The following is a 21,335-nucleotide window of genomic DNA, read 5'->3' on the forward strand; positions in this document are numbered from 1 at the left end:
TAAGTGAGTCTGATAAGCATGCAGTCCGGCTAGCGTATTATCTTGGCGTAAAGGTGCGTATTATAAAATTCACCTTGCTTGTAGACCGCCTTTTTAAACCTACCTTCTAATATAAAGCCACATTTTTCTAGCACTTTGCAAGATGTCTGGTTGCCTTCAAATACACTGGCGTGTAAGCGCACTATTTCACTGGTGTTTTGCACTTCATCAATCAGTAACGCAAGCGCTTTTGAGGCGTAGCCCTTGCCCCAAAACGGCTCAGCCAACCAGTAGCCGACTTCAGCTGCATAGGCATATTCAAACTGGCCTGGCTCAGCGCCCACACAGCCAGCAAATTCACCGTCCACTTCAACAGCGCGAATAATGCCATTTTTGCTGCCATGCTCAATCCACCAAATGGCGTCATCTTCTGTATAAGGGGAGGGAATGCGGCTCGACAAGAAGCGCGTCACGTTAGGAGAGTTTAAGCAGCGGATAAGATGTGCCTTCTCTTGTTGAGTGAAATGTCGTATTAGCAGCATATTCTCACTAAGTTACCAACCGTAACCTTTCGTGCCAACGAAAAAATTCAGTCAGATACTAGCTGCAGGGATGAAGTGCGAAACGCCGTCTGTTGTATTGAGAGTTTTTTTAACCAATAATGACTTTAACCTTGTCTTGCAAACTATTCGCTGATTTTTATTATTCGTCAATAAGATACAGGTATATGTTAAGACAGATATGATAGGTAAAAAGGAAATTTATGAGATATCTGAATATAAATTTGTTGTTAGGTGCTTGTTTTGCCATGCAGGCCAAAGAAAGCCCTGCCGTAGAGCTTTTACAGTTTTATCCAGCTTGTGATTATGAAGTTGTAGATACTATTAAAGTAAGTGGACGATTAAGATTCTCGACAGGAAGTACTGATGCTGAATCGCTGGCAAAAACACGAGGCAAAGTTATTCAAGATATTTTGGACATTGCTCAAAAGCAGAGAGTTGATGGCGTCATATTAACAAAAAAATCGGTTGTGTTAGATAGCTTGGTATCGGAATCCCGCGTGGCACGTAACCGAATAAGTTTCACTGCGCAACTTGTTAATAATTGCGCTATGGGGGCTGCGCTGTCACCCAAGGCAACGCCCTATGATGCAAGTGGCCTAAGGAAATTTGCTTTAAGTTTTGAGTCAAAAATACGCGCTAAAAAACAACATGCTATTACCTATCAAATAAACACTAACAAATTACCGCCGCCTTCCATTGAATCGTTCTCAATCGACTTTGAGCAGGGGGTATTTGGATTGCGATTACAAAGTACCTATGACGAAGCTGTGGAGTTATTTGGTCGCCCTGCAGGAGTGTATGCTCTGGATGATGACTTATTGCTTGTTTCTTATGGTCGTGATCTTTGGTTGACATTCTCCAACGATAAGCTGGTAAGTGTCACCAATCGAAATGTTTGGTTTAGCAATGAGCTTCTTAGTATGCTTGATTTTGATGCTCGATTTGAAAAGCAAGAGTGGCGAATTTTTAATAAGGTGTCACATGACATGCCTATGTTTGACGTTGAGAAAGCCCTAAATACCCAGCAAAATTCTACACACACTGCAGTGCTTAAACACTCATCTCAAACCATTTCAATAGAGGGTATCGCTAAATCAGTAGAGCGAAATCGACAACCTGACTATGTTGCGAGTTTTTATTCTGTATCGCATCGCGATTTTGAGCCAAGTAGACTTGATGTCGCCCATAATACGCACATTACTGATAGCTTAAGCCAATATATTAATGGCGATCTCGAGTTAGTTGATGTTAATACACTGAAATCTTTAGCGATAGGAGAAGTCGCGAGTGACAAAGACACAAATTTGCTGATTATGGATAACCACCTAGTCGTGGATGTGACAGGTAGCACAGTGAACAGAGTGTATTTATTGGATTCGGTCTTTCGTCAAAATAAACTGACGATTAATCGCCCTTGGCAATTCGGGGCCTTTAAGCAGGGTCAGTCAATGGCTGAAGTGAAGAGGCTATTAGGAGATGATCTCTTTAGTTTTGACGACATTATTGAGGTGAGTGACGATACATTTAATCAAGAGTTCTTTTTTGTTGACTACGAAGATGAGCTGCAATTGAGTTCAAGTGAAGTGACTTTTTATTGAAGAAAACTGACTACATGAAACTTATTATATGAGTCTTAAGCGCCAATGTAGACGGCGCTATCAGATTTAAAATAAATTCAAATCAACTTTTAGAATTAATCTATGCTCAGCACTATCTTGCCTACAAGATTTTTCTCTGTGAAGACTCTTTGAGCTTGCGCTATGCCGTATAACAGAAGCGATTGAGCGACAACAGGTGAAATCTTATTCTGCTCGATGTAGACCACTGAACTTTCTGTTCAATCAAGACTAATAATTATTGTGAAAACGCCTTTATCGTTAGTGCTTTTTATTACTCAAAAACCTTTAGTAAGTGAACTAACTATTGGTAAGTGCAGTATGTAAATTTATAAAAATGACTGCGCAACGCAGCAAGTTAGGAGATTGTAAATGGAGCGCTTTATTATTCGAAAACCGTTTGGTGATAAGTTTACCTACCGATACCCCTCTGGTAGAACGGTTAAAAACAAGGGAATTAAGCGTTGGGTGCAGAGCTTAGCTATCCCACCTGCTTGGCAAGAGGTGCAAATTGAGCTTGACCGTAGCGCTAAAGTATTAGCCTTTGGCAGGGACGCGCAAAATCGCAAACAATATATATACAACCCCAAATGGACCGAACAGGCCAGCGAGCAAAAATTTGAACGTATATTGCGTTTCGCAAAAGAACTTTCCACTATGCGGCGTGTCACCGGACAGCATATCACCCAGCGCCCTATTGATGAAAACGTGGTATTAGCCTGCATGACACGCATGTTAGATGACGCATTTTTCAGGCCTGGCAACCCGACCTACACCAAAGACAATCAAACGTACGGTTTGACCACGCTGCGCGTTAAACACATGAATATTGAGCGCAATCATGTGGAATTTGATTACGTCGGGAAAAGTCACAAACAACAGCATCGCGAAATCGCCGACAAACACGTGACCAATGTGTTAACTCAGCTGGAAAAGATGACTGGCTACGAGTTGTTTGATGTCACGCTAGCGGATGGGGAGCGTAAAAATATTAGCGCACAGGATCTAAACCAATACATTGCAGAAGTGATGGGGGAAGATTTTAGCGCGAAAGACTTTCGTACTTGGGCTGGTACAGTACTGATGGCCATAGCGCTTGACGAACTTGGGCCTGCTGATGATGAAAAGCTCAGTCAAAGTAATGTGTTAGCGGCAGTTAAAAAAGTGGCCGGCGAGCTTGGTAACACGCCAGCAGTATGCCGCTCAAACTATATTCACCCCGGCGTTATCCTGCACTACGAAAGTGGTCGTACACTTGATTATTTTCGCAAACAACTTAAGCGCACTCGAGCCAAGTATTTCAGCCCAGATGAAAAAGCCACCTTAAAATTGCTTGAATATATAGTCGAATCGTAAGTCTATGGCTTTAAGTTATTCTTATTTGAAAGTGCATTCTTTAAACTTATGTGATATTGAGCGAAAAATAACATAAACGATGCAGTGAAAGGTATGCTGCTAGTCGTTATCAACTAGCAGCAATTAGCACCAGGGAGGTACATAACAGTTCACTACGCTGTCGATAGCTATTATGCCAAATTCACACACCATATAGCATAGGTCTAGTGTAATTTTTGCGTAAACAATGTGCATAAAGTGTGTAGTTGGGCGATAGATAATGAATTTTAATTCATGTTTTATAAAAATGCGGCGGCCGCGCTTGTTTTAATTTTTCCAATATAGAGTACTTCAAACTAACCCTTTAATTTAACCTAAAAATAAATCCGTAGCGCTGTTTATTGCTTTTTTAAAGGTCTTTCTCTGTTTAAACTAATCCATACGCAATCATAAATTGAAAGTCCCCGTGAATCTTCCTTTTACTTATATAGAGCGTTAAGCAAATTTCTGCGTTCTATTTTTGTTCTTATTGCATAGTTATGCAATTTTATGTCAGAGACTGTAAAGCCACTGTCAGCAGATAGTAAATTATTGTTTTAAAGCTGTGTTTTTAATCCATTTGATTTGATTTGATTCATTTCTACTCTCGGTGCTTAATTTCGCGCTTGGGTGTATCCCATAAATAACATACAGACACGCAGTGTCACTCATAAAATAATAAAGAAAGTGCATTCATGTTACTTATGTTGCATGGGTCCATTTAGGGAATTCGAAATGTTTATAAAGAGTGTTTTAACGCAGTCGATTCGACTTTCATTACTGGTTACTGGCTCAACCATGCTGCTACCCAGTAGCATGGTTTTAGCACAAGAAATTGACGAGCATGCAAAGTCAGTAGAAAAAATCCAAATCACCGGCTCACGCATAAAGCGTACTGATCTAGAATCCGCTAGCCCTGTTTCCATTATCAGCGCCGAAGACATTACCCTAGGTGGCTTTACTTCGGTTGAGCAAGTGTTGCAGCAAAGTACCGCATCAAGCGGTATGGCTACGGGGGCTGCAACCAATAACGGCGGAGCAGGTGCCGCGCGAATTAATTTACGTGGCTTAGGTACCAGTCGCACACTCGTGTTAGTCAATGGCCGCCGTATGGTGAATTCCGGCACTGGGGCTGACTCTTCCGTGGATCTAAACACCATCCCGTTAGCGGCAATCGAGCGCATTGAAGTGCTAAAAGACGGCGCATCTGCCGTTTATGGCTCTGACGCCATTGCCGGTGTAGTGAACATTATTACTAAGACCAATTTCGACGGTATTGAGTTATCCACGGGTTATGCTGGCTCAGATGAAGGCGATGCAAACACAGCCGATATCAGTTTGGTCACAGGTGGCAGCAGTGAAAAAGGCAATTTCGTATTGGGTTTAAGTTACGTTGATCGTGGTAAAGCGATGCAAGGTGATCGTGGCTTTTCAGCCTGTCCAGACAATGATTTTGATGATTCAGGTGCATGCGTGAGTGGGAGTTCATACATTCCGGGCGGCAACTACAACTCAGGAGATGGTTGGGGAACCCTAGACAGCGAGAAGAACTGGACTGAGGACTACAACGCCTATAACTACGCTGATAGATCGTATCTATACACACCACAAAAGCGTGTAGGCCTATTTGCCAATGCAAATTATGATATCAATGAACACACACAAATCTACTTAGAGTCGTTATATACCAAACGCACATCTACTCAGCAAATGGCCCCGTCACCCATTGAAGCCATATTAACCGCAGACGCCACCGGCAATCCATTTGGAACTGCTACGTCTATGCGCCGGCGCATGACAGAAGTGGGCGATCGCGTGTTCGATCAAGTCACAGATACCTTACGAGTGGTGATGGGCGCCCAAGGTGTATGGAATGTCGGCTCAGGTTACGACTGGGATCTCTCATACTCGTATGGCCGTAACGATGCCACAGACCGCTCCTCTAACTACATTAATTTAACCAAGCTTTATAACACCATGGACGCGACAATCTGCAATGACGTCAGCATTCCTTGTCAAGATTGGTTCGTTAATGAAGGCGAGCTCTCTAGCGATACCATCGATTATATCTCATACACCGATCAAGCCAGTGGCGGTAACGAATTCAATATCGTAAACCTTAACGTGACCGGTGATTTATTTGAGCTTCCGGCAGGTTTTGTTGGCTTTGCAGCAGGGGCTGAATACCGGCGTGAGAAAGGCTGGTATCAGCCTGATGCGGTCACCGTTGCTGGTGATGGCAGTGCATCAGCACAAGAGCCTACATCAGGGGACTTTGACACCACGCAAATCTACGCTGAATTTGCGATCCCACTTCTAGCCGATTTGCCCTTTGTGAAAAGTTTATCGGTTGATGCAGCCGTGCGTTGGTTTGACTACAGTACATTTGATTCCGACACCACCTGGAAGTTAGGCCTAAGTTGGCATGTGAATGATGACTTAATGTTGCGAAGTGTGGCCTCTACCGCGTTTCGTGCCCCAACGGTTGATGAGCTGTACGGCGGCGATGTTGGCTCATACGATTATTTAACTGATCCTTGTTCGGGGTATGGCGCTGGCGACCCGAGTTCAAGCCTGTATCAAACCTGTGCGGCGCAAATCAATAACGCCAACTTTGTGTACAGCGATGGCCAAATTGAAAACACCTACACCACTGTGGCCAATTTGAGCCCAGAAGAAGCCGATACCTTTACCCTAGGATTGGTGTACAACCCGCACTATATCGAAGGCTTATCCGCCACGGTAGATTACTTCAATATTGAAGTGAGCAATGCGATTTCACGTATCTCTACCCAGACCTATTTGGATCAATGTTACGCCGGCGAAACATCCTATTGTGATGTGCTAAACATCACGCGTAATGAAATCACTGGCAACATCGATTACATGGAATCGCCCTTGACCAACGTGGGAACGGTTGAAACCCGCGGCATTGACATGAACATGACCTACGTGTTCGAAGCCATGGGGTACGATTGGGGTGTGGACTTAGATGCTACCCGCCTGCTTGAATACACAGAAGACGAGGTGGAATATACGGGTAAAATCGATGGCACTAACGGCGGATTCGCCAAGTGGAAATCTAACCTAGGTATTAAAGTCGGGCAAGATGATTGGACCGCAAGCTACAAAATCCGCTACATCGGTAGCATGACAGATGATTACTACGCTGCTTATGACTTAGTGCAAGACGTAAGCTCTGTAACCTATCATGACTTAGCCGCGCAATATTTTGTGAATGACACGTGGTCAGTTTCGGCCGGTATAGATAACGTGTTTGATAAAACGCCGCCATACATATATTCATGGAATAACGCCAATACCGTACCCGAAGTATATGACGTAATGGGCCGTTACTATCACGCCAAGGTCACTGCACGCTTCTAGGCTAGAAAGCGAGAAACCTAGAAATAAAATAGTCAACAGCTATAAAAACACGTTAAGCATAAATCCGGTAAATAATATTTACCGGATTTTTTTGTATTACTAAGCCAGCAGCCAAATCAGTATTTCCGAGTTCTGACGCTAGTTGAGTGTCGACGACATCGCAGACGAACACGCTGTTTACTTGGCGCATAATGGTATTTCCAATAAGTGGTGGTTCGCCTATACCAAGTTCTCATGAAAGTTGCTTCTGTGATTTACATTAGAGAGAACTTAAAAAGTGAGAATAATTTAGTATACGTGTGATTAGCGTAGATGATGCATTCACAGCGCTTCTTAAAGGTTGTTTTTTACTCGTGCCAGTCACGATTTCTTGTGCGAAACGTAAGCAAATAGACGTAAAAATAGTTTATGCTAGTGGCTGCTATTAATTGAAATGCTTAGTATTAATTGATTTTGATAGCGCAGGTATAAGGATCACGAATTAAGCAATTTTGAATACGCGGGGGTTATTTACCCTCAAATCTAAAGGATTAAAAATGAAAGTACGAATTTTACTGTTAACCTTATTATGCATCACTTTTGGCGCTCAAGCCGAGACCAAAGCGAGCCGAGAATCGGTTGAAAAACTAATGATGTTAACGGATGTATCGAAAATCATGGATGCGATGCAAGGGCAGGTGAGCACTATGTTTAATAACATGGCTACTCAAATGAACATTTCTGAACCGGAAAGGCCCGCCTTTGAAAAATACATGGGCAAGATCGATCAATTGCTCAAAAAGAAAATGACATGGGAGCAATTTAAAGAGCCCATGATCAATGTGTACTTGAAGCACTTTAATCAGCATGAAATTGATGGTTTGATTGAATTTTACAAATCAGATGTAGGTAAAAGCATGACCCAAAAAATGCCTTTAGTGATGCAAGACTCAATGATGGCGGGTCAACAGGCTATGCGCAGTTTAATGCCCGAAATACAAGCTATTGCCCAAGAAATGCAGGGCGAAATACAACAAGCTCGACAGCAAGACGGCGAGTAACTAAGCCGCGTGATAATAATGTTACGCCAGTCTTTGTGGCAGGCTTTAGAGGTTTTTCACTCTTAAAACAGTAGCCAAAAGCCGCCTCATTCGGTGATTTTATTCCAATCATCAGGCGGCTTTTCATATAAAATTATTAATAATTGAGCCTGTACTTAAGTCATAGTACTTCACATCAAGCCGTTCCCATCAAACTCACGCTTCTTCAAAACGTCGCCATATCTGTGGCTAATTCTACCTTGCCGGAATAGTACTGCTGAATAAAGCCAAGCGTTGCTTCGCTGTCATTTCTAGTGCGGTTCATAAAGTGGGATAATACCACACGTTTAGCATTGGCTTGCTGGGCTATTTTACCTATATCGATTGGGCGCATATGTAGGTTTATGGCAGCGCCTGTTGCACTTTGTGGCACGGCATTGTGCATAACCAAAATATCACTGTTTTTGGCTAACGTCGCTAACGTATCGTTTTTGTTACTCATATCCCCTGAAAAGGTAATACTGCAGGTGCCAATATCTACTCGCCATGCGAGTGCAGCAATCGGCCCATGATGCACTGGACTGGCGGTGATGGCGATGTCATTACTGATTTTTTGGCTGTGCTGCTTTATCGGCATCAGGGGAATGTTTTGCGCGTTGATATGGTAGTCAGCTTGGCTTGTGCGTTGGGTGTAATCACTTAAATAAGCAAAAGCCCCTTCGCTGCCCATTAGACTTGCCAAATATTCGCTGGTATCCGGCATCATGGCGTTCCCTGCAGGGCCAAATACAGTTAAGTCTTCACTGCGTGAGGTAAAGTAAGAGCCTTTGACGTAGGCGGGTAAATCGGCGCTGTGATCCACATGTAAATGGGTTAACAATATCCCTTGTAAATCGGCGAAGTCTGCCCCTGACGCACCAAAATTAACGCTGCTGCCAGGGCCTGCATCAATTAACACTCGAGCTTTATTTTTATGCCAAATAAGGTAGCTGGACGAAACGCGCCCGTCGTTTAATTCTGGGCCACCAGAGCCCAGCACTTGCAAGGTAACATCTTGCTTAGCACAACTTTGGGCAGGCGCTGAGTGCGCACTAAAACCAGTGGCTACCAGCAACATTGTTACGGCGTGTGATGTTAGCTGCTTTAGCGAAATAGATCGTGATGCAGTGTTAATTATTGCCATGGACTGTCCTTGATTTATAAGATTTCTGCGCAGAAATTAGTCGCTGTGATGTGCGCGTATTCACAAATATGATGGATTTTGTAGCATAAAAATTTCACTACATCCCTATAATCGTTGCAGTTTTCTCATACAAGGACACATCTCATGTCAGACCATAAGCGCAACGATACGAAAATAAACAATACACAGATTTGGGTAAATAAAGCAGATATTTCTCAAACCAAAATCGTTGATGGCGAGCTAGATGCGGCGCAATTGCAAGACGGACAAGCAATTTTAAAAGTCGATAGTTTTGGTTTTTCGGCCAATAACATTAGCTATGCTGTCACCGGCGAAAAAATGGGTTATTGGGGATTTTTCCCTGCTGATGAGCAGTGGGGTATTGTACCTGTTTGGGGGTTCGGTACCGTTATTGCGTCCAAGCATCCTAGAGCCGAAGTCGGTGAAGTGGTGTATGGCTATTTTCCTATGGGTACGCATTTGCTGGTGAATGTGGATAAAGCCACAGACGTGAGCTTTTTTGATAATCATCCTCAGCGTGTTAGTAGCTCACCTGTGTATGACAACTACTTACGCTGCGCTCAAGACCCAGCTTACCAAGAAGACTCCCAAGCGTGGTTACTGAATTATCGCCCCTTGTTTATGACATCGCTCGTGCTGGACGACTTTGTGGGTGAACACATTACCGATAAGGTGACGACTGTGTTACTCACCAGTGCATCAAGTAAAACCGCATATGGTTGTGCGCATTTATTGATGAAACACAAAGCTCAGCGTGGTGGGCATTATCGAGTTGTGGGGTTAACCAGTACAGCGAACAAAGCGCTAACAGAGTCCTTTGCTTGTTACGATGATGTACTTGAATACAAAGATATCGATCAGATAAGCCAAGACGGTGAAAGCTGGGTGCTCGACTTTGCGGGCAATAAGCAACTGCTCCTAGACCTACAAGATTTACTGGGCGACAAACTGTCTCGCGAGGTCTTTATTGGCGCCACTGATGTGAAATCGCAAACCAATAAACCCAAAGGTAAATTACACGGGCAATTGTTCTTTGCGCCTCACCAAGTGAAAAAACGCACAGAAGAATGGACGCGCGAAGGGTTCAATGAGCGTTACGCGCAAGCGTGGGGAAGTTTTAACGCGCACATGCAAGGCAAAATTGAAGTGGTTGATTACCAAGGTGCGCAGGCCATTCAAGACTTGTATCAACAAGGTTTAGCCGGCACGTTGAACAACGAAGAAATTAACGTACTGAAGTTTTAAGCGCTTAATTATTTGACGAGTGGTAGTGAGCTAAGCTTGCCACCATCTGTCGCTTAATACCTGAATGGGCAGCGCTTTCAAATGCGCCAGTGCAAGCATACGGTCGCTCTGATTCAAAAACTCCCCAAATGTCACATGCCGCGTATCGTCAACAAAACGTAATTGAATACAATCATATTTACTGTCAGCTTCTATTAAGCCAAGGTAGGTTTGGTGGCGCTTGAAAAGCCAGCTTTTTCGCGGTCTGTATATACCCGCTTGCAGTTTGATGTCGGTCTTGCTGATAGTGATGACTTGCTGCTGATAAGTGAAAAGCGACACGCGATAAGAAATAAACCACAGTAAACCCACTTCCATGCCGGCGAAAGGCAGTACTAACCAAGCGCCGACAAATGTCCATGCTAACGCAATGCTCATAACGATAAATGCCATAGCACTGATCAATCGCTTAGTTTGCGCCCAATTGGCTGAGCGATTAGGTGATAAAGTTAGCACCCAGCACTCTTGTGTTTCACGCAAACTAACCACAGGGTGTTTGCGCTTTTAATAAGCGAAGCGCACTGAGCGAAGTTGCTGATGCGCAAAGCAATAACTGTGTAAAAGTACGCGTGACCATTAAAAGCTAACAACCCTAGTAAATTGAATTACTTTGCGCGAATATGGGTTTTCTGGCAAAGTCCTGTCGATATCAAAATGTAGTGTAAATTCAATGTTTTCTCAATTTTCCGCTGGGCAAATTCGTGGCTTCTTGATCGTAACGTGGTGCGCCGTTTTGGCGTTTCAGCAAGAGCCTATCCAACTCTTTACACAGCACGCCGCTTTCGCTTTTTTAGGTGTGATGGGCGCTGTGTTTGCTAACGCGACAGGTGCTGGTGGTGGCGTAGTGTTTGTGCCATTTTTTAATCAAATGGGCTTTTCACCCGCCGCAACGGTCGCGACTAGCTTTGCCATTCAGTGTTTTGGCATGACGGCGGGGGCAATCACTTGGTGGCGCTTTCATGTAGCGCAAAGCGGTGATGACGTGCAGCCAATTGAACACTTTGATGAAATTTCAGGGCAGTGCAGTGATGAAAACGACACCCGTGATAAGCGTGCCACGGAAACTCTGCATATAACTCAGTGGCAGAGTTTGTATCCGGTTCTGTTACTGAGCATTCCTGCATCGATAGTTGGCTTGCTGATTGCTCAGTTTAACCCTAGCTGGTTTGGCGTACTCGCCCAGGGTGACAAGTTGCACATTGGTTTCGGTGTGTTTTCTATTTTGCTGGCAATCAGCATGTTTTTGATGGTCGCCATGACAGGTCGCAGCACTTTAAAACTGCGATTACGCCCGTTAGATAGTATTTTGTTACCGATTATTTGTATTTGTGGCGGCGTAATTACGGCATATTTGTCCATCGGAGTAGGTGAGCTAATGGCTGTGTATTTAATTATGCGCGGCTTCAATGTGACCTTTTCAATTGCATGTGCAGTCATATTAAGTGCCGTCACTGTGTGGTCGGGTGTAGCGCACCATGTCTTAGTGAGCCATGCCATTTATTGGCCGGTGGTATTATTTGCAGGGCCGGGTGCCGTGGTTGGCGGCATATTGGCCAAACGGCTGGTGTTGCATTTCTCGCCCACACATTTGAAGTTGTTTTTCGCGAGTTGGATCTTAGTTTTAGGTGTATCCGGCTTGGTGTTTTAAGCAAAAGGCTCTGTCACAGATTGCTCAATTAGAAAGGCACCTCAAAACGGGTTAATTCATCTGATTAAATGTTGAATTAACGACTGAATTATTTTTTCTATGTAAAGGTGAGTAGAGTTAAAACATTTCCAATAACGCGCCTTGTATCAACGAACCTCACTGGGGAGCAAGGTAACAGCCTTGAGCTGGCAAATAACCTTGAGCTGGCAAATAGCCATGAGCGGGCAAACAGCCTTGAGCTGACAGAAAAACCTGAGCGGGAGCAAAGCTCCGTTGGCCGCTTGGCCATCGACGATACCATCGCCAGTGAAGAGCCGCTTGAAATTTGGTTGAAACATCCTCTTAAACAGGGCGGTAACGCCAGTTTGTTGCTGACCACTATGCGCAGCCCCGGGGACGATGTCGCGTTAGTCACGGGGTGGTTGCACTCCAGCGGATTGTTGGCAAATAGCGCTGATATTCAAAGCGTTACTCATACCGGTAGTGAGCGAATAAAAGGTAATGAGGCAAATCAGATATTAGTGACTTTACACCCCCAATCTGACTTCGACATTACCTCAGGGCAAAGCCAAAGTGGGAGTCACATCGAGTATGTTAATTCAGGCTGCGGTGTGTGTGGCCAGCGCTCTATTGATGTATTGCTCGATAAAATTCCCCAGCGAGATATGCCCAATAACGCTTCGCTGTTAAACAACGAGGTTTTATCTTTAGCGAATGCACTTCGCCAACAGCAAACCGCCTTTGCCGCCACGGGGGGCAGTCACGGGGCTGGGCTATTTGCACTACCAGAGAGTGCTGACTTGAATGCACCGCAAACAGGTGCAAACAGGCTTATTGATGTGCGTGAAGATATTGGTCGTCATAACGCACTCGATAAACTGATTGGTGCTAATTTACCCATGCTTTTAGTGGAAAATACCCCCGAAAAAACGAAGGAGTACGGGGTGGTCATAAGCTCGCGGATCAGTTTCGACTTAGTGCAAAAAGCCGCCATGGCAAATATCGGTATGATCCTCGCCATGGGTGCACCGTCCACGTTGGCTATCGAGCTGGCCAAAGAATGCGATATTTGCTTAGTGGGCTTTATTAGTCAAAAACGTATCAATGTATATACCTGCGACCACAGAATTGTTTAGTGGCTTGCTTAATCTAAAATCATTACTCAGTGCTTGTCAGTTTCAATTGGCGAGTGTTGATTCAAGGAGTCAATATGAAAACCGAATCACGCGTGAGTGAAAAGTCACCCTCATTCGACCCATCTGACACTCAGCGCATCGAAATCAGTCAGCCCAAAGAGTGGGCTGCCGGAATACCTGCCGTACTATCCGCCTACAAAAATGTAACGACCAAAGCTGGGGCGATTAAAGGGACGCGGCTACTATCTGATCTAAACCAAATAGAAGGGTTCGATTGCCCCGGTTGCGCGTGGCCTGATCCACTTGAAAAACGAGCCACGTTCGAGTTTTGTGAGAATGGTGCAAAAGCGGTCGCCGATGAGGCCACTACAAAGCGCGCAGATGCTGAGTTTTTTGCTCAGCACAGTGTAAGCAAAATGCGCGGAGAGTCAGACCGCTGGCTAAACGACCAAGGCCGATTAGTGCAGCCAATGTGGTTGCCAGAAGGGGCGAGCCATTATCAGCCAATCGAATGGTCGAGTGCGTTTGAGATGATTGCCACTCAGTTGAATCAATTAGATACGCCGGATCAAACCGCATTTTACACATCAGGGCGCACAGGTAACGAAGCGGCGTTTTTATATCAATTGTTCGTGCGTAAATTTGGCACCAATAACCTGCCTGATTGTTCAAACATGTGCCATGAATCAAGTGGAGTGGGCCTAGGCGAAACTATAGGCGTAGGCAAGGGCACCGTCAGCCTTGAAGATTTGGAGCATGCAGAAGCCATTTTCTTATTTGGCCAAAACCCAGGGACGAATCACCCGCGAATGCTCTCATCGCTGCAAGCAGCGAAACGTCACGGGGCGAAAATAGTCGCCGTTAACCCGCTGGACGAAACGGGGCTTAAACGCTTTAAAAATCCGCAAGAAGTGTCGGGCGTTATAGGCAGCGGTACTGCGCTACGAGATTTATACCTGCCGGTGAAAATAAACGGTGATGTGGCTTTACTAAAAGGCTTATGTAAATCACTGATTGAGCGAGACAGCCAGCACCAACCAGTACTCGATCATCAGTTTATCGAGCAGTATTGCCATGGCTTTGACGAATTCAAAACCGACATTGAGCAAACGAGTTGGCAAGACATAGAGCAGGGCAGCGGATTGACCCACGCGCAAATTGAAGAAGCCGCTGATATCGCATGCAGCTCTAAAAAGACCATATGCTGCTGGGCCATGGGCATGACGCAGCATAAAAATGCCGTGGCCAATATTCAATTAATGACCAATTTTTTGATGCTACAAGGTAATTTGGGTAAACCCGGGGCGGGCGTTTGCCCTGTGCGTGGCCACAGCAATGTGCAGGGCGATCGCACTATGGGGATTTGGGAGAAACCGGAACCCGCATTTTTAGATGCTCTTGAAAAGGAATTCAGCTTTAGCCCACCGCGGGCAAACGGCGTTGACGCTGTCGAAACGGTGCACGGCATGCAAAAGGGTGACATAAAAGTGTTGTTCGCCCTTGGCGGCAACTTTTTTAGAGCCATGCCAGATCACCAAGCCAACGATAAAGGCCTAAGCCAGTGTGAATTAACAGTGCAGGTGTCTACAAAGCTCAACCGCTCGCACTTACATACGGGCAAGCAAGCTTTGATTCTACCCGCCTTAGGGCGCACCGAAATAGACACCCAAGAAAGCGGCATTCAAACGATTACGGTTGAAAACTCAATGGGGGTGATTCAAACATCTCACGGTAAAATTCCCCCAGCGTCAACGTTGTTAAAAAGTGAGATAGATATTCTTGCCCAGTTAGCTGCGCATACGCTCAAAAACGACACCATCGATTGGTTAGCCTTAAGTGCTGATTATCGACTTATTCGCGACCATATCGCTAACGTGATCCCAGGGTTCGAAAACTTTAACCAACGGATTGATGAATTGGGAGAGTTCGTATTACCCAACGGCGTGCGTGACGCCCGCAAATTTGTCACCGCCACCGGAAAAGCTAATTTTGTGGTGCATGCGATTGAAAGTGTTGAGGTGCCCAAGGGGTGTTTATTGATGATGACCATTCGTAGTCACGACCAATTCAATACCACTGTGTATACCAACAATGATCGCTATCGTGGTATTCATGGTACGCGCAAAGTCTTGTTTATTAATCGCTTAGACATGGAAGCATTTGGCTTAAAGGCCGGTCAACATGTGAGTATCCGAAGTCACTGGCCAAACGATAAGGCTGCGCTACGTGAGGTAAGTGACTTTGCCTTAGTGGAATATGGCATTCCCAGAGGCTGCGCCGCAGCGTACTACCCAGAGACCAACGATTTAATACCCATTGGCAGTGTAGCGGATAAAAGTAACACGCCAGCTTACAAGTCAATCGTCATTAGCTTACATGCTTAGTGCGTGCTCGCTATGCATAGGTGTAGCGCATACGTTTAAGCTCAGTGCATAAGTATAAGCTCTGCGTACACGTTAAAAATCAGCGCATAAGTAGAGCCACGGCTAAAACGATTGGCGAATCAATACCGTGTGGGGGTTATCCGTCGCGCTGATGGACAGGGCTTTAAATTGCGATATAAACACGGTAAAACCATAATAAAAAGGCAGAAAAATCAGTGGTCAAAACAATAAGCAACAGTGTGATTGGCAACGCGTTACAAACTGGAAGCTGCAAAAAAGCCGCCTTACTTGGTCTTTCATTGTTGGCAGCATCATCTACCTTTGCCCATGCCGAGCCAAAAAGTGACGAAGTAGCCAGCCTACGTGGTGGCAATGATCATCAAGCAGAGTCTCTGGTTTTGGATGCTGGCGTAACGCCAGAGCTTCATGCGTTGCAACAGCGCTGGGCAAAGGTGAATTACACCTTTAGCGGCGACGAGAAAATTGATGCATTCAAGGCGTTAATCACCCAAGCAAATGAACTGGTTCAAGACCAGCCTGACAATGCCGGGTATTGGGCGTGGTTAGGTATTTGCCAATCCACCGCAGCGGCTGCAATCGGTGGCACTGATGCCCTTGGGCTGGCAAAAAAAGCCAAAGTCTCTTTTGAAAAGTCTCTTGAACTAGATAACGACGCGCTAGATGGGGTCGCGACATTCTCCCTCGGTACGCTTTATCATAAGGTACCGGGATGGCCCTTAAGCTTCGGCAGCGATAAACAAGCCAAAAAGCTTTTGATAAAAGCCATTGAACGCCACCCGGCAAGTATCGACAGTAATTTCTTTTACGGCGAGTTCTTGTTTAATGACGGTGATAGCGAAGACGCGAAAGGGTATTTGCTGCGCGCAAAACAAGCACCGGTTCGACTCGACAGGCCCATTGCTGATAAATATCGCCGTATGGCCATCGACGAACTGCTGGTAAAAATAGAAAACGACTGAGGTGATATTTAACCAAGTGCCATAATAGCTCGGTGTTACGCCGTCACAGCACTTGGTTGTTAAACGCTGGAAATCGGTATTGTTAGCTTTTTAGCCGTGAGGCACGGTAATTCTGTGCAGGTTCGCTATTTTAGCTGTAAAAATGCCTCGTCGTCTAAAGTACGCAGCGCCATACAGTCACTGCTTTTACCGATAATCATCGATTTATCTACCCTTACATTGCTACCAGCATAATGTCCGGCTGCGGTGAACGTACAGATTTGCACGTAATAATTCTCGATTTTGGGCAGTGCAAAAAGCTGTTGGTAAATTTGCTCCCGTTCACCGAATGCGCCGCCTTTGTTATCTAGCACATTGCTGTTCGCATCAATAAGCTGAATGTTTTCGCCGCAGCGCCCAACAATCGGTTTCACCACGTAGCCGGTCGCTTTTAACTCATCACTGAGCTCAAAGCTGGTATTAAGCAGCAAAGGGTGATTCGGGAACAGCGACCACAATATGGGTAATATCGCTTTGTTGCTTGGGATCAGTGTCCACAGGGGCTCGTACACCATGATATTGTCATTTAGCAGCACATCAGAAAGTTGAACACTATGTTGCGCTGATGCGTTATTTCCGTTTGCCTGACTCTCTTGGCGTAATTGATTAAGTGCCGTTTCCCAGGCCCATGTTTTCCATACCCAACGAACAGGGTTACCGAACTGGTCGAGTATTTGACCCTGCGCACCGAATGTGAGTGCGTCTAAGCCGATAACACGTACCGATTTAAACCCTGCAGCTTCAATGGCTTTTTTCATAAAAAGCGCGTGGTAGTCTTCTTCTGCATCAACATCTTGCAGTACATGTATGGTGGCATTGGGCCCTGCAACTACATCACATTCGCGCCAAGCGTCGACCAACTCTTTAAATAAGTTTGCGCCGTTATCGGCACCGCTTTTAATGCCTAAATGTCGCGCCCATTTGCCTTGTACTTTTCCCGCTTCCATGTAGCACGAAGCAGAGTCGCAATTGTATTCGTATACCTTGAGGCCATTGGTGGTCATCGCAAAGTCGAATCGGCTGGTGATCAACTGATTATCTCGGTTGTCCCAAGAGCGAATCACCTTAGGCAATATTGATTCAGGTAATTCAAATGCACTTAGCAACTCTGGGTGTTGCAACACATAGTCGGTTGCGTGCATGAATAAGCCATGTAGCTCGTCGGTGGCTGACTCAAGCGTGTCTAGCGCGCTTTGGGAAACCGCGAAATACTTAAAGTAGTCGCCTTCCACGGAGGTTAACCAGTGTCCGTTCATCATATCGACATACGCGGATTCATCTTCGTTGGCAATATTCAGCCAAGGTCGCTCTATTACATCAGAATGAGTGTGCTCGGCTATCCCTAACTGGAACAGTGCAGGATTAGCGTCAGGCAAAAGTACGCTATGAGTGCTATCTGCCGTTTGGGTAACCCAGCCTAAAATAGTGGAATCAGTGAAGGCGCACTTAAGCCAATAGTCGCCTTTGATGCCTACTTTTGCTTCAATTTCTCGTGAGTAATGCTGGCCCGCAGGCCAAGGGGTGAAGTTCATGTTTTGCTCAGCGACACAAATTTTGTCATCGAAAACCTCAGTCACAATGGCGATATGACCTGTGTGTGCAAATTCACCCCCTTCATCCCAAATCAGCATGCTGCCAATTTCAGGGCGACGAAGGGAACCATTAGCAAAGGCATTTAGCGGTAATTCAGTGTTATTCACCACATCACGAATTGAGCGTAGTTTGAATATTTCATAGGCCATGGCGACATCGTTGAATATTTGACCTTTGTTGATGTACAACCAGCGCCGAGCAAACTCCACACATTGCCATTTGTAGCCCATGTAAACGCCATCGTAGTAGCTACGAAACGCTTTACGATTGGGGTATTGGGTTTCATCTACCGTGTCATAATCTGAAGAGTAAGATACAACACCATCGGCGGTAACGCCCTGTACGCCGCCAAAGGGCAGGGAGCGTAATTTTTCATCATTAGAAAGTAAATTCGTATGTGGCTGTACCATGTGAATAACCCTTAGTGCGTAAAAATCAATAGTGAAATCAATTACGGTCAGCTAACAGCGCCCAATTAATTTCAATTAGTGCACAGTAGACGTCACTGCAACATGAAAAGTCACACACCTGGCCCATTGCGCTTTTACGCCTTGTATCTCCGCATTTAACTTTATCAAAGAGTGAGATGTATCGAATTTTATCTTGCTGTCGCGGTTAAACTGCTTTAAATAGCGGATTCATTTATACTTTTCCCATAAATACCATTGGATTAAATACATGTTTGAGCAATTACATCAAACCATTACCCCCTTTTTAACCTTCTTTGGCGATAATCTTTATACCCAAGCTGCGCTGGTTATTGTTCTTTCGTTTTTGGTTGCTTCGATTTTTAAATATGTATTGATTGTGGGTTTAAAAGCGCTTATCTCCCGCATACACGTAGACTTGGACGGTAGTTTTTTACATTTGCTACACACGCCAATTTATTACAGTTTATTGCTAATGGGGTTCTCAAGTGCGGCGTCAATTCTTGCGCCGACTGACTTGTATGCGCATATCATTTTTTCCTCGTTACAGTCCATTTCGATCCTTATTTGGACTGCATTCTTCTTGCGCGCAAATCATGTGCTGTTGCGCCAAATAGCGCTTAATCCCAATCGCTTTCATGCGGTGAACAACAAAACGCTGCCGCTGTTCTTAAATTTGGTGAATATCATTATTTTGGTGCTGGCGGTGTATTTCGTGTTCTCTGTTTGGGGTGTAGACATGACCGCTTGGCTGGCATCAGCGGGGATTGTCGGTATCGCTGTGGGCTTTGCTGCCAAAGACACCTTAGCTAATCTGTTTTCGGGCGTATTTATAATGGCGGATGCACCTTACAAAATTGGTGATTATATTGTGCTTGATTCTGGTGAACGCGGGGAGGTCACCCATATCGGTATGCGCAGTACGCGAATGCTGACCCGTGAAGATGTGGAAGTGACCATTCCAAACTCGGTGATGGGCAATTCTAAAATTATTAATGAATCAGGCGGACCCCATGAGAAATCCCGTTGCCGCGTGCCCATTGGCGTGTCTTACAATGCGGATATTGATGAAGTGCGTGAAGTTTTAATGCAAATCGCGCTAGGGGAAAAAGAGTACGTGTGCGACGACCCAGAGCCCAGAGTGCGTTTTCGCCGCTATGGGGCATCCGCGTTAGAGTTTGAATTACTGGTGTGGATTACTAAACCGGCACTGCGGGGCAGAGTGATTGACATACTCAACAGTGAAATTTTTAAACAGTTCAAGCAACGCAACATTGAAATACCTTACTCTAAGCACGACTTGTACATTAAAGAAATGCCGACAAGATATTCTGAAGAGCCAAAGGACGACGTTGAATAAATGCGCTCAAATGTTTTAACACCGCCGCTCACATATTGTTGGGTGTGAGTGGAGCAATATCTTAAGTGAGCAGGGTGCCTTTATATAGCTGCGTTGGCGTTCTTTTCTATCTGCTTGAGTTGCTTTAGGGTAAACTAACGTATGTAACGTTCTTGACTAGAGCCCCTGTGAGCCCATCTACTTCTATCATACTGATTAAAAACGCCACCCTGTACTCGCCTAAAAACCTTGGTTTGGTTCATTTGATGATTGCTGGTGGTAAAGTCGTTTATATTGGCAGAAAGTGCCCTACTTTGGGAGACGAATTAGCGATACAAACGGTAGACGTCGAAGGTCACGCAGTGATCCCTGGCTTTATCGACGCCCATACTCATATTACGGGCGGAGGCGGCGAGGCTGGGTTTTCAACCCGAGTCCCTCCCGTGCCCTTGAGTCAATTTACGCGCGCGGGTGTCACTACTGTGGTGGGCTTATTAGGTACAGATGATTTAACACGAAATACCGAATCAATCATCGCTCAGGTGTATGCATTACGCGAAGAGGGATTATCAGCGTATTGCTATACAGGTGGTTATCACTTGCCACCGACAACGCTGACTGGTTCAGTGAAATCAGATATTGTGTTTATTGAACCCATAGTTGGGGTGGGGGAGCTGGCGATAAGTGATCATCGTTCTAGCCAACCCACTTTGAACGAACTTTTAAAAGTAGCCTCTGAAGCGCATGTAGCGCGTTTGATGACGGGGAAAGCGGGAACATTACACTTGCATTTAGGGGATGGTGAGCGCGGGCTTTCATTGATCCGCGAAGCGTTAGATACCGCCGAAATTCCTGCCAGAACCTATAACCCGACGCATATTAATCGCCGTAAAGCTCTATTTGACGAAGCTTGTGAGTTGGCTAAACAAGGTTGCTGGGTGGATGTTACTGCGTTTGAAACCGGTGATGTTGGGTATGAACCCGCTGAGGCCTTAATGCGTTATATGGGGCAAGATCTACCCCAAGACAAATTGACCATCAGTTCTGACGGTGGTGGTTGTTTACCCTGTTTCGACTCCCACGGACATATGACAAAGATGGACTTTGCCAGTTCGTCGTCCATGACCGAGGTGTTCTATCAGTTGCTTGATGAAGGTATAAGCATGGAAGCATGTTTGCCATTTTTCACCAGTAACGTTGCAGATTTGATGAATTTCAAAAATAAAGGCCGATTAACCCTAGGGTGTGACGCTGACTTGTTAATACTAGACCCCAATATGCGGATCAAACATGTGATGGCCCAAGGCCTTTGGCATGTGTTTGATACGCACATAATTAAAAAAGGGTCGTTTGAGGAATGAA

Annotated in this window: 15 protein-coding genes; 11 read left to right on the forward strand and 4 right to left on the reverse strand. The window is 45.2% G+C overall.

Going from position 1 to position 21,335, the window contains the following annotated elements; translation table 11 throughout:
* Positions 1–29: 29 nt before the first annotated feature.
* On the reverse strand, positions 30–521 hold the full coding sequence (locus GMES_RS07220) for a GNAT family N-acetyltransferase (RefSeq protein ID WP_006991970.1): 492 nt from the start codon (positions 519–521) through the stop codon (positions 30–32).
* 221 nt (positions 522–742) lie between these two features.
* Between GMES_RS07220 and GMES_RS07225 the strand changes: the two genes are divergently transcribed.
* The 4 genes from GMES_RS07225 (at position 743) to GMES_RS07240 (ending at position 7,959) form a co-directional block, all read left to right on the forward strand.
* Positions 743–2,140: a hypothetical protein gene (locus GMES_RS07225; RefSeq protein WP_006991971.1), complete on the forward strand. Its 1,398-nt coding sequence runs from the start codon at positions 743–745 to the stop codon at positions 2,138–2,140.
* A 390-nt stretch (positions 2,141–2,530) separates the two neighbouring features.
* Positions 2,531–3,514 carry a DNA topoisomerase IB gene (locus tag GMES_RS07230; protein WP_006991973.1) on the forward strand — a complete coding sequence of 328 codons (984 nt, stop codon included), beginning with the start codon at positions 2,531–2,533 and terminating at the stop codon, positions 3,512–3,514.
* Between the two features lie 753 nt (positions 3,515–4,267).
* Positions 4,268–6,919, forward strand: a complete 2,652-nt coding sequence (locus GMES_RS07235) for a TonB-dependent receptor (protein ID WP_006991974.1) — start codon at positions 4,268–4,270, stop codon at positions 6,917–6,919.
* Positions 6,920–7,455: 536 nt separating this feature from the next.
* Positions 7,456–7,959, forward strand: a complete 504-nt coding sequence (locus GMES_RS07240; RefSeq protein WP_006991976.1) for a DUF2059 domain-containing protein — start codon at positions 7,456–7,458, stop codon at positions 7,957–7,959.
* Positions 7,960–8,164: 205 nt separating this feature from the next.
* Here the strand turns inward: GMES_RS07240 and GMES_RS07245 are convergent, their stop codons facing one another.
* Positions 8,165–9,121: an MBL fold metallo-hydrolase gene (locus GMES_RS07245; protein ID WP_006991977.1), complete on the reverse strand. Its 957-nt coding sequence runs from the start codon at positions 9,119–9,121 to the stop codon at positions 8,165–8,167.
* Between the two features lie 144 nt (positions 9,122–9,265).
* Here GMES_RS07245 and GMES_RS07250 point away from each other — a divergent pair, with 144 nt between their 5' ends.
* Positions 9,266–10,387, forward strand: a complete 1,122-nt coding sequence (locus GMES_RS07250; RefSeq protein WP_006991978.1) for a DUF2855 family protein — start codon at positions 9,266–9,268, stop codon at positions 10,385–10,387.
* 30 nt (positions 10,388–10,417) lie between these two features.
* Here GMES_RS07250 and GMES_RS07255 read toward each other — a convergent pair whose 3' ends face one another.
* Positions 10,418–10,882, reverse strand: coding sequence for a DUF2244 domain-containing protein (locus GMES_RS07255; protein WP_226990261.1), 465 nt, complete (start codon positions 10,880–10,882; stop codon positions 10,418–10,420).
* A gap of 214 nt (positions 10,883–11,096) precedes the next feature.
* Here GMES_RS07255 and GMES_RS07260 point away from each other — a divergent pair, with 214 nt between their 5' ends.
* From GMES_RS07260 to GMES_RS07275, 4 genes are all read left to right on the forward strand, one after another.
* Entirely contained in the window at positions 11,097–12,074 is a 978-nt protein-coding gene (locus tag GMES_RS07260) for a sulfite exporter TauE/SafE family protein (RefSeq protein WP_006991980.1), read from the forward strand.
* A 107-nt stretch (positions 12,075–12,181) separates the two neighbouring features.
* A complete protein-coding gene (locus tag GMES_RS07265; protein ID WP_006991981.1) occupies positions 12,182–13,210 on the forward strand; it encodes a formate dehydrogenase accessory sulfurtransferase FdhD in 1,029 nt (342 codons plus the stop codon).
* 74 nt (positions 13,211–13,284) lie between these two features.
* Positions 13,285–15,594 (forward strand): FdhF/YdeP family oxidoreductase, encoded by a 2,310-nt coding sequence (locus GMES_RS07270; RefSeq protein ID WP_006991983.1) that lies wholly within the window; start codon positions 13,285–13,287, stop codon positions 15,592–15,594.
* 215 nt (positions 15,595–15,809) lie between these two features.
* A complete protein-coding gene (locus GMES_RS07275; RefSeq protein ID WP_006991985.1) occupies positions 15,810–16,574 on the forward strand; it encodes a tetratricopeptide repeat protein in 765 nt (254 codons plus the stop codon).
* Between the two features lie 125 nt (positions 16,575–16,699).
* On the opposite strand, the gene GMES_RS07280 is transcribed toward GMES_RS07275, so the two are convergent.
* On the reverse strand, positions 16,700–18,616 hold the full coding sequence (locus GMES_RS07280; protein ID WP_006991986.1) for a glutathionylspermidine synthase family protein: 1,917 nt from the start codon (positions 18,614–18,616) through the stop codon (positions 16,700–16,702).
* A gap of 268 nt (positions 18,617–18,884) precedes the next feature.
* On the opposite strand from GMES_RS07280, the gene GMES_RS07285 reads away from it, so the two are divergent.
* Positions 18,885–19,994, forward strand: a complete 1,110-nt coding sequence (locus GMES_RS07285; protein WP_006991987.1) for a mechanosensitive ion channel family protein — start codon at positions 18,885–18,887, stop codon at positions 19,992–19,994.
* Between the two features lie 167 nt (positions 19,995–20,161).
* Positions 20,162–21,334: a beta-aspartyl-peptidase gene (iadA, locus tag GMES_RS07290; protein WP_006991988.1), complete on the forward strand. Its 1,173-nt coding sequence runs from the start codon at positions 20,162–20,164 to the stop codon at positions 21,332–21,334.
* Position 21,335 lies beyond the last annotated feature (1 nt).

This window comes from Paraglaciecola mesophila KMM 241 (assembly GCF_000315015.1).
Classification (GTDB): Bacteria; Pseudomonadota; Gammaproteobacteria; order Enterobacterales; family Alteromonadaceae; genus Paraglaciecola; species Paraglaciecola mesophila.

Bases quoted from the DNA above. Each gene is read 5' to 3' on its own strand.
- GMES_RS07245 (WP_006991977.1), bottom strand. From the start codon at position 9,121: ATGGCAATAATTAACACTGCATCACGATCTATTTCGCTAAAGCAGCTA.
- GMES_RS07220 (WP_006991970.1), bottom strand. From the start codon at position 521: ATGCTGCTAATACGACATTTCACTCAACAAGAGAAGGCACATCTTATC.
- GMES_RS07240 (WP_006991976.1), top strand. From the start codon at position 7,456: ATGAAAGTACGAATTTTACTGTTAACCTTATTATGCATCACTTTTGGC.
- GMES_RS07280 (WP_006991986.1), bottom strand. From the start codon at position 18,616: ATGGTACAGCCACATACGAATTTACTTTCTAATGATGAAAAATTACGC.
- GMES_RS07250 (WP_006991978.1), top strand. From the start codon at position 9,266: ATGTCAGACCATAAGCGCAACGATACGAAAATAAACAATACACAGATT.
- GMES_RS07260 (WP_006991980.1), top strand. From the start codon at position 11,097: ATGTTTTCTCAATTTTCCGCTGGGCAAATTCGTGGCTTCTTGATCGTA.
- GMES_RS07235 (WP_006991974.1), top strand. From the start codon at position 4,268: ATGTTTATAAAGAGTGTTTTAACGCAGTCGATTCGACTTTCATTACTG.
- GMES_RS07270 (WP_006991983.1), top strand. From the start codon at position 13,285: ATGAAAACCGAATCACGCGTGAGTGAAAAGTCACCCTCATTCGACCCA.
- GMES_RS07285 (WP_006991987.1), top strand. From the start codon at position 18,885: ATGTTTGAGCAATTACATCAAACCATTACCCCCTTTTTAACCTTCTTT.
- GMES_RS07225 (WP_006991971.1), top strand. From the start codon at position 743: ATGAGATATCTGAATATAAATTTGTTGTTAGGTGCTTGTTTTGCCATG.
- GMES_RS07230 (WP_006991973.1), top strand. From the start codon at position 2,531: ATGGAGCGCTTTATTATTCGAAAACCGTTTGGTGATAAGTTTACCTAC.